Source organism: Streptomyces hydrogenans, assembly GCF_014656075.1.
In the GTDB taxonomy this organism is placed as follows: domain Bacteria; phylum Actinomycetota; class Actinomycetes; order Streptomycetales; family Streptomycetaceae; genus Streptomyces; species Streptomyces hydrogenans.
This window is the reverse complement of record NZ_BNBS01000205.1, coordinates 1-7,827: the sequence shown is the minus strand read 5'-3', so window position 1 is coordinate 7,827 and position 7,827 is coordinate 1. Positions and strand designations below refer to the sequence as shown.

Below are 7,827 nucleotides of genomic sequence, written 5' to 3'. Positions count from 1 at the left end.
CGGCGTACGAGGAGGTGCGCCGGACGCTCGCCGACCGGCTCGGCGCCGACCCCGGTGCCGGACTCCGCGCCCTCCACGAGGACCTGCTGGCGGCGGAGGCCCCCGCCCCCGCCCCCGTGCGCGCCGCCCCCGCCCCCGGCAACCTGCGGGCCCGGCTCACCTCCTTCGTCGGCCGCGACGAGGAGATCGCCGCGCTGCGCCAGGACCTGGCCGCCGCCCGGCTCGTGACGCTGCTCGGACCCGGCGGCGCCGGCAAGACCCGGCTCTCCCAGGAGGCGGCCGAGCGGGTCGCCGACACCTGGCCCGACGGCGTCTGGGTCGCCGAACTCGCCCCCGTCCGCGACCCGGAGGCCGTCCCCGAGGCCGTCCTCGCCGCCCTCGGAGCCCGCGAGACCGTGCTGCGCGGCGCCGGCGCCGAGGAACTGCGCACCGCCGGCGACCCGCTGTCCCGGCTCGTCGAGCACTGCGCGGGACGGCGGATGCTGCTGCTCCTGGACAACTGCGAACACGTGGTGGGGGCGGCCGCCCGGCTCGCGGAGTCGCTCCTGGCACGGTGCCCCGGGGTACGGATCCTGGCGACGAGCCGGGAGCCGCTGGGCGTGCCGGGGGAGCGGCTGCGGCCGCTCGGCCCGCTGCCCGAGGCGACGGCGCTGCGGCTCCTCGCCGAGCGCGGTGCGGCGGCGCGGCCCGGTTTCGACGGGGCGGAGGACCCGGCGGCGGCGCGCGAGATCGTGCGGCGGCTCGACGGGCTGCCGCTCGCGATCGAACTGGCGGCGGCCCGGCTGCGGATGCTGTCGGCGCGCCAGATCGCGGACCGCCTCGACGACCGCTTCCGGCTGCTGACCTCGGGGGCGCGCACGGTGCTGCCGCGCCAGCAGACGCTGCGGGCGGTCGTCGACTGGTCCTGGGACCTCCTGGAGGAGCCGGAGCGGGCGGTGCTGCGGCGGCTCGCGGTGTTCACCGGCGGCTGCGACCTGGAGGCGGCCGAGGCCGTCTGCGCCGGACCGGAGGACACGGACGTCCTCGACGTGCTGGGCGCGCTGGTGGACAAGTCGCTGGTGGTGTCGGCGCCCGAGGACTCCGGCATGCGGTTCCGGCTCCTGGAGACCGTGGCCGAGTACGCGGGCGAGCGGCTGGACGAGGCCGGGGAGCGGGCGGCGGTCGAGCGGGCCCACCTCACGCACTACCGCGAACTCGCCCGCCGCACCGACCCGGAGCTGCGCGGGGCGGGCCAGATCGCCGCGATGGTCCGGCTCGACGCCGAGTACGGCAACGTCAGGACCGCGCTCGGCCGGGCCGTCGCCGCCCGCGACGAGGACGAGGCCCTCGTCCTCGTCCACGCCCTGCTCTGGTACTGGCAGCTGCGCGACCACCGCTCCGACGCGCTGCACGCCGTCCACGCCGTCGCCGCCCTCGGCCCCGACCCCTTCACCCCGCCCGCCGCGCCCCTCGTCCCGCTCGCCGAGCCCTGCACGGCCGCCCCGCCGCCGCTCTCCGAGGAGCAGCGCTGGGAGGCCCGGCGCGGGGTGCGGCTGGTCGAGCTGATCAACATGGACCACGAGACCGCCCGCTGGATGAGCCCCGAGGGCCAGGACCGGCTCCGCGAGATCACCGCCGTCTACCGGCCGGGACTGCCCCAGACCTGCCGGCTCCCGGGCTCCTTCGCCGTCTTCGCGGTCCTCATCATGGGGGAGCCCGAGCGGCTGCACGAACTGCTCGACGTCACCGTGGACGCCTGCCGGGACAACGGCTACACGTGGGAGCTCGCCCACATCCTGCACCTGCGCGCCAACATGCGGGCCAACCGGGGCCAGTGGGCCGAGCGGGCCATCGCGGACGCCGACGAGAGCCTGGACCTCTTCGAGCGGCTCGGGGACGCCTGGGGGGCCGCCGAGGCGCTCTCCGCCCGCGCCGAGGCCCACGAGCGGCAGCTCGCCTACGACCTGGCCGCCCGGGACTTCGCCGCCGCCATCGACTACGCGGAGAAGATCAGGGCCCCCTCGCAGCGGGCCCTGCTGCGCGCCCGGTACGCCGACACCCTCGTCGAGTCCGGCCGGATCGAGGAGGGGGAGGCGATCCTGCGGGAGATCATCGGCGACCACTCCACCGGGCACGAGGCGCAGCTCGGCGCGCGGCTCTTCCTCGCCGTCGCGCTGGGGCGGACCGGCCGGACCGGCGAGGCCCGGCGGCATCTCGCGGCCCTCCTGGAGGAGTTCAGCAGCGAGACCCTCTCCGTCTTCGAGGGGTTCACGCTCGGCGTCCTGGCCTGGATCGACGCCCTGGAGGAGGAGTACCCCTCGGCGCTGCGGCGCGTCGCCGGGGCGTACGAGCGCTCCCTCGGCCCGCTGTCGATGATGGTGATGCCGCAGATGCCCGGGATCCACCTGGCGGTGGGGGCCTGGGCGCTCGCCGGGCTCGGGCGCGAGCCGGCGCGGACGGCGGCCGTGCTCCTCGGCGTGCGGGACGCCCTGGTGCCGGAGGGGCACCGGGAGCCGCCGATGGAGCGGGAGAACCTGGCGCGGGCGACGGAACTGGCCCGTGCGGCGCTCGGCGACGCCGCCTTCGAGGCGGCGCACGCCGAGGGCGGCGGCCTCACCACGGGGGAGGCCGCCGCCCTGCTCGGTCGCGCCGCCGACGCGATCACCGGACGCGCCGAGTCCTGAGCCCCCGTCACGGGGGCGCCGCTCAGGTCTTCTTGCGGAACTTGGAGACCGCCAGCGGCGCCGTCACGACCGTGATGGCCAGCGCCCAGCCCAGCGTCATCCACACGGAGTGGGCGACCGGGCCGCCGTTGATGAGGTTCCGCGCGGCGTCGGCGAGGTTCGACAGCGGGTTGTAGTCCGTGAAGGTCTCCAGCCAGCCGGGCATCGTCGTCGTCGGGGCGAAGATCGAGGAGCCGAACTGGAGCGGCATCAGGACCAGCATCGCCATGCCCTGGACCGCCTGCGCGGACTTCAGGCTCAGCCCCAGCAGGATGAAGATCCACATCAGGGAGGCGCCGAAGACCGCCGACAGGCCGATGGCGGCCAGCAGGTGGAGCACCGAGGTGTGGATCGACAGGCCCAGCAGGAAGCCCATGCCGAGGAGGATCGCGGTGGCGATCATCATCCGGCCGAGCTCGACGACGATCTTGGCGATGAGGACCGAGGAGCGGGCGATCGGCATCGTCCGGAAGCGGTCCATCACCCCCTTCTTGAAGTCGTCGTTGATGCCCACGCCGACGCCCATGGCGATGTTCATGCCCATCATCGCCATCAGGCCGGGCGTCACGTAGTTCACGTAGACGTCGTTGTTGCCCTTGCCGGAGATCGCGCCGCCGAAGACGTACACGAACAGCAGGATGAAGATGATCGGCATGAACACGGCGTCGAACATCGACTCCGGGTCCTGCTTGATCTGGAGGGCGTTGCGCCGGGCCAGGGCGCCGATGTGGCGCAGGTTGGCCCGCAGGCCGATGCGGGTGTCGGCGTCGGGGCGGACCGGGCGGACCGGGCCCGCGCCGACCGGGCCGGAGGTGCCGGCGGACGCCTTGGTGACCGTGGTCGTGCTCATGCGGCGACCTCCTCGCTGATCGTGTCGGACGGGTCGGACACGGTGGACTTCTGACCGGTGATGGCCAGGAACACCTCGTCCAGGCTGGGCAGGTGGGTGCCGATGTGGGCGATGCCGAAACCGCGCGCGCCGAGCAGCGAGACGACGGCCGTCAGCTGCTGGTCGGTGAGGATCGGGACGTACAGCGCGCCCTCGTCGGGCACCACGGTCGCGCCGGCGACGCCGTCGAGACCGGTCTCGCGGAGCGCGGCGGCCATCGCGGGCAGCTGCCCCGGGTCGACCGGGCGGACCTTCAGGGTGCGTCCGCCGACCTTCGCCTTGAGCTCGTCCACCTCCCCCTGGGCGATGACCTTGCCCCGGTCGATGACGGTCAGCTCGCTCGCCAGCTGCTCCGCCTCCTCCATGTACTGGGTGGTGAGCAGGACGGTGACGCCCTCGGAGACCATCCGCTTCACCTCGTCCCACACCTCGTTGCGGGTGCGGGGGTCGAGGCCGGTGGTGGGCTCGTCCAGGTAGAGCACGGCCGGCTGCCCGATCATCGAGGCGGCGAGGTCGAGCCGGCGCCGCATGCCGCCGGAGTAGTTCATCGCCGGACGCTTGGCGGCCTCGGTGAGGGAGAACCGTTCCAGCATCTCGTCGGCGCGGCGCCGGGCGTCGGCGCGGGACAGGTCGAGCAGCCGCCCGATCATGTACAGGTTCTCGAAGCCGGAGAGCTTCTCGTCGACCGAGGCGTACTGGCCGGTGAGGCCGATGGTGCGGCGCAGCTGGCGGGGCTGGCGCACCACGTCGTAGCCGGCGACGGTGGCGGTCCCGGCGTCCGGGACGAGGAGGGTGGAGAGGCAGCGGACGAGCGTGGTCTTCCCGGCGCCGTTGGGCCCCAGGACGCCGAGGACGGTGCCCTCGCGGACGTCCAGGTCGACCCCGTCGAGGGCCTTGGTGTCGCCGAAGTGCTTCACGAGGCCCCGGACCTCGACGGCGTTGGTCTGTGATCGCGTCATGGCCACCATGGAACACGGCGTCACTGACAGTCTTCCGACAAACGGCCGACAGCCCGCCGACGGGCTGTCGGCGGGCTGTCGGTGACGTGCGGGCGTGCCCTAGTGGAAGGTGTGCTCCTCGGCGGGGAAGGCCCCGCCGGCCACGTCCTCGGCGAAGGCGCGGGCGGCGTCGCCGAGCGTCTCGCGGAGGTTGGCGTACTGCTTGCTGAAGCGCGGCACCCTGCCGTCGGTCAGGCCGGCCATGTCGGTCCAGACGAGGACCTGGGCGTCGGTGTCGGGGCCCGCGCCGATGCCGATGACCGGGATCTGCAGCGAGCGGGTGACCTCGGCGGCCAGCTCGGCAGGGACGAGCTCCAGGACGAGCGAGAAGGCGCCCGCGTCCTGGGCGGCCTTGGCGTCGCGCAGCAGCTTGTGCGCGGCCTCGTCGGAGCGGCCCTGGACCCGGTAGCCCATGGTGTTCACGGACTGCGGGGTGAGGCCCAGGTGGGACATGACCGGGATGCCGGCCTGGACCAGCATCTCGGTCTGCGGCAGCGAGCGCTCGCCGCCCTCCAGCTTGACCGCCTGGACGCCCGCGTCCTTGACCAGCCGGGTCGCGCTGCGCAGGGCCTGGACGGGCCCTTCCTGGTACGAGCCGAAGGGGAGGTCGCCGACGACGAGGGCGCGCCGGGTGCCCCGGACGACGGCGGCGGAGAGGAGGGCCATCTCGTCCATCGTGACCGGCACGGTGGTGTCGTAGCCGAGGTGGCAGTTGCCCATGGAGTCGCCGACGAGGATCACCGGGATGCCGGCCTCGTCGAAGACGGAGGCGGTCATGGCGTCGTAGGCGGTGAGCATGGGCCACTTCTCGCCGCGGGTCTTGGCGGCGGCGATGTCGTGGACGGTGAGTCGGCGTGAACCCTTGCCCCCGTACAGCGTCTTCGTGCTGTCGGCGGGCGGTCTCTGGGCAGCCTGAAGCGTCATGGTGAACGGCTCCTTCGTCATCTCGAGGCGCCCTGACGGCGTCCCCGGACCACATCCATGGTGGCACTTCGCCGGGCGGGCGGGGAAGTGGGCCGGAGTGGCGCTGTTCACACGGAACCGGATTGCGATACGAGACGGGGCCGTTTCGAAATAGGTCTACAGTGGTGTCCATGCCAGAGCCGTCGCCCGCCTCCTCCGCGTCCCCGCCCTCCGACCCCGCCCCCGCGCCGCCGCGCGTCCCCGAGGCCGTCCACCGCCGCCGCTGGGCCGTCCTCGGCGTGCTGATGCTCAGCCTGCTGATCGTCGTCCTCGACAACTCGATCCTCAACGTGGCGGTCAAGACGATCGCCACCCCGGCCCCCACCGGCCTCGGCGCCACCCAGAGCGAGCTGGAGTGGGCGATCAACTCCTACACGCTCGTCTTCGCCGGGCTCCTCTTCGCCTCCGGCCTCCTCGGCGACCGGCTCGGCCGCAAGCGGTCCCTCCTCTTCGGCCTCGCGGTCTTCGGCCTCGGCTCCGCCCTCGCCGCCTTCTCCGGCTCCCCGGGCGAGCTGATCGCCTACCGGGCCGTGATGGGCCTCGGCGCCGCCTTCGTCATGCCCGCCACCCTCGCCGTCCTGATGAACGTCTTCGAGCGCGACGAGCAGCCCAAGGCCATCGGCATCTGGGCCGGCAGCGTCGGCCTCGCCATCGCCATCGGCCCGATCACCGGCGGCGTCCTGCTGGAGCACTTCTGGTGGGGCTCGATCTTCCTCGTCAACGTGCCCGTGGTGCTCCTCGGCCTCGCCCTGATGGCCTGGCTCGTCCCCGAGTCCCGCGACCCCGCGCCCGGCCGGATCGACCTGGTCGGCGTGCTCCTCTCGGTCCTCGGCCTGGTCCTCCTCGTGTACGGGATCATCCGCGGCGGCGAGCGGGCGTCCTTCACCGAGCCCGGGGTCCTCCTGCCGGTCCTCGGCGGCCTCGCCGTCCTCACCGCCTTCGTCCTGTACGAGAAGCGCAGCGACCACCCGGCCCTGGACGTCTCCTACTTCCGCAAGCCGGTCTTCTCCGCCGCCGTCGCCGCGATCGCCCTGGTCTTCTTCGCCCTCATGGGCGTGACCTTCTTCTCCGCCTTCTACCTCCAGAGCGTCCGCGGCTACAGCGCGCTCGACTCCGGCCTGCTCCTGCTGCCGCTCGCCCTCGCCCAGATGGTCTTCGCGCCCCGGGCCCGGCTCGCCGTCGAGCGCTTCGGCGCGCGGGCGGTCTGCGCCACCGGCATGGCGGCCGTCGCCCTCGGCCTCGCCGCCTTCGCCTTCTTCGACGCGGACACCCCGGTCTGGGTGATGGCCCTGGTCTTCCTGGTGCAGGGCGCGGGCATGGCGCACATCATGCCGCCGGTCACGGTCGCGATCATGCAGACGCTGCCCCGGGAGAAGGCGGGCTCCGGCTCCGCCGTCAACAACACCTTCCGGCAGGTCGGCGGCGCGCTCGGGGTGGCCGTCCTCGGCTCCGTCCTCTCCTCGGTCTACCGGGGCGAGATCGAGTCCCACCTCGGCGTCCTCCCGCCCGCCGTGCGGGCCACCGCGGGCGAGTCCCTGGAGGCCACCCTCGCGGTGGCGGAGAAGCTCCACGTCGACGCCCTCGTCGCCCCCGCCCAGCAGGCGTTCCTCGACGCGATGCACGTCACCGCCTACGCCTCGGCCGCGGTCGCCGCCGTCGGCGCGGTCGTCGTCGCCGCATTCCTCCCCGGACGCGCCCCCGCCCCCGGCCTCCCGCCCCAGCCCACCCCCGACCCCACCGAAGCGGCGGAACCGGCCCACCGCTGACCCCCTGCCCGATGCGGACCGGGCCGACCCCCGGACCGGGCCGACCCCCGCACCGGGCCGACCCTCCCCGGCGCGGGGCGGACCTTGTGGCGGGCGCCCCTCGTGCCGGGGCCGGCCTCGTACAGGGCCGGGCCCCTGTGCCGGTCCTGGCCGCCATGTACCGGACCGACGTCGCCTTCCGGGCCGCGTCGGGCAGCCCGGAAGGCAGCACCGGCCCGCATCCGGCAGCACCGGTCCGCGTCGGCGCGCCGCGCCGGGCCGTGCTGGGCCGGGCCGACCCGCGTCGGCCCGGCCCAGCACGGCCTCCCGTGGGGCGAGAATGAAGGGGACGCAGCATTCCCCGCGACGACGAGAGGCGACACGCGTGTCCTTGGCGGACGGCCAGATTCCCGGCGAGCCGGCCGAGCCCGGCCCGGCCCCCGGCCCGCCGCCCCCGGCGGCCCCGGCCGCCACGAAGAAGGCCGGTACGCCGGCCCCCGGCCCGGACGAGGACGCGCGGCCGGAGGCGT

The 7,827-nt window shown here is 74.3% G+C and carries 5 protein-coding genes; 2 read left to right on the top strand and 3 right to left on the bottom strand.

The annotated features are described in order from the left end of the window. Window positions 1-2,663: ATP-binding protein (locus IE321_RS39725; RefSeq protein WP_190226516.1), on the top strand; the 2,663-nt coding region annotated here is incomplete at its 5' end. Between the two features lie 22 nt (window positions 2,664-2,685). On the opposite strand, the gene IE321_RS39720 is transcribed toward IE321_RS39725, so the two are convergent. From IE321_RS39720 to panB, 3 genes are all read right to left on the bottom strand, one after another. Continuing rightward, window positions 2,686-3,552: an ABC transporter permease gene (locus IE321_RS39720; RefSeq protein ID WP_190226515.1), complete on the bottom strand. Its 867-nt coding sequence runs from the start codon at window positions 3,550-3,552 to the stop codon at window positions 2,686-2,688. Continuing rightward, complete coding sequence (locus IE321_RS39715) at window positions 3,549-4,559, bottom strand: ATP-binding cassette domain-containing protein (RefSeq protein ID WP_107063360.1); 1,011 nt, start codon at window positions 4,557-4,559, stop codon at window positions 3,549-3,551. The genes IE321_RS39720 and IE321_RS39715 overlap by 4 nt, the downstream gene beginning before the upstream one ends. Window positions 4,560-4,649: 90 nt before the next feature. Beyond that, window positions 4,650-5,513, bottom strand: coding sequence for a 3-methyl-2-oxobutanoate hydroxymethyltransferase (gene panB / locus IE321_RS39710; RefSeq protein ID WP_190226514.1), 864 nt, complete (start codon window positions 5,511-5,513; stop codon window positions 4,650-4,652). Window positions 5,514-5,683: 170 nt separating this feature from the next. Between panB and IE321_RS39705 the strand changes: the two genes are divergently transcribed. After that, a complete protein-coding gene (locus IE321_RS39705; RefSeq protein ID WP_190226513.1) occupies window positions 5,684-7,318 on the top strand; it encodes an MFS transporter in 1,635 nt (544 codons plus the stop codon). Window positions 7,319-7,827 lie beyond the last annotated feature (509 nt).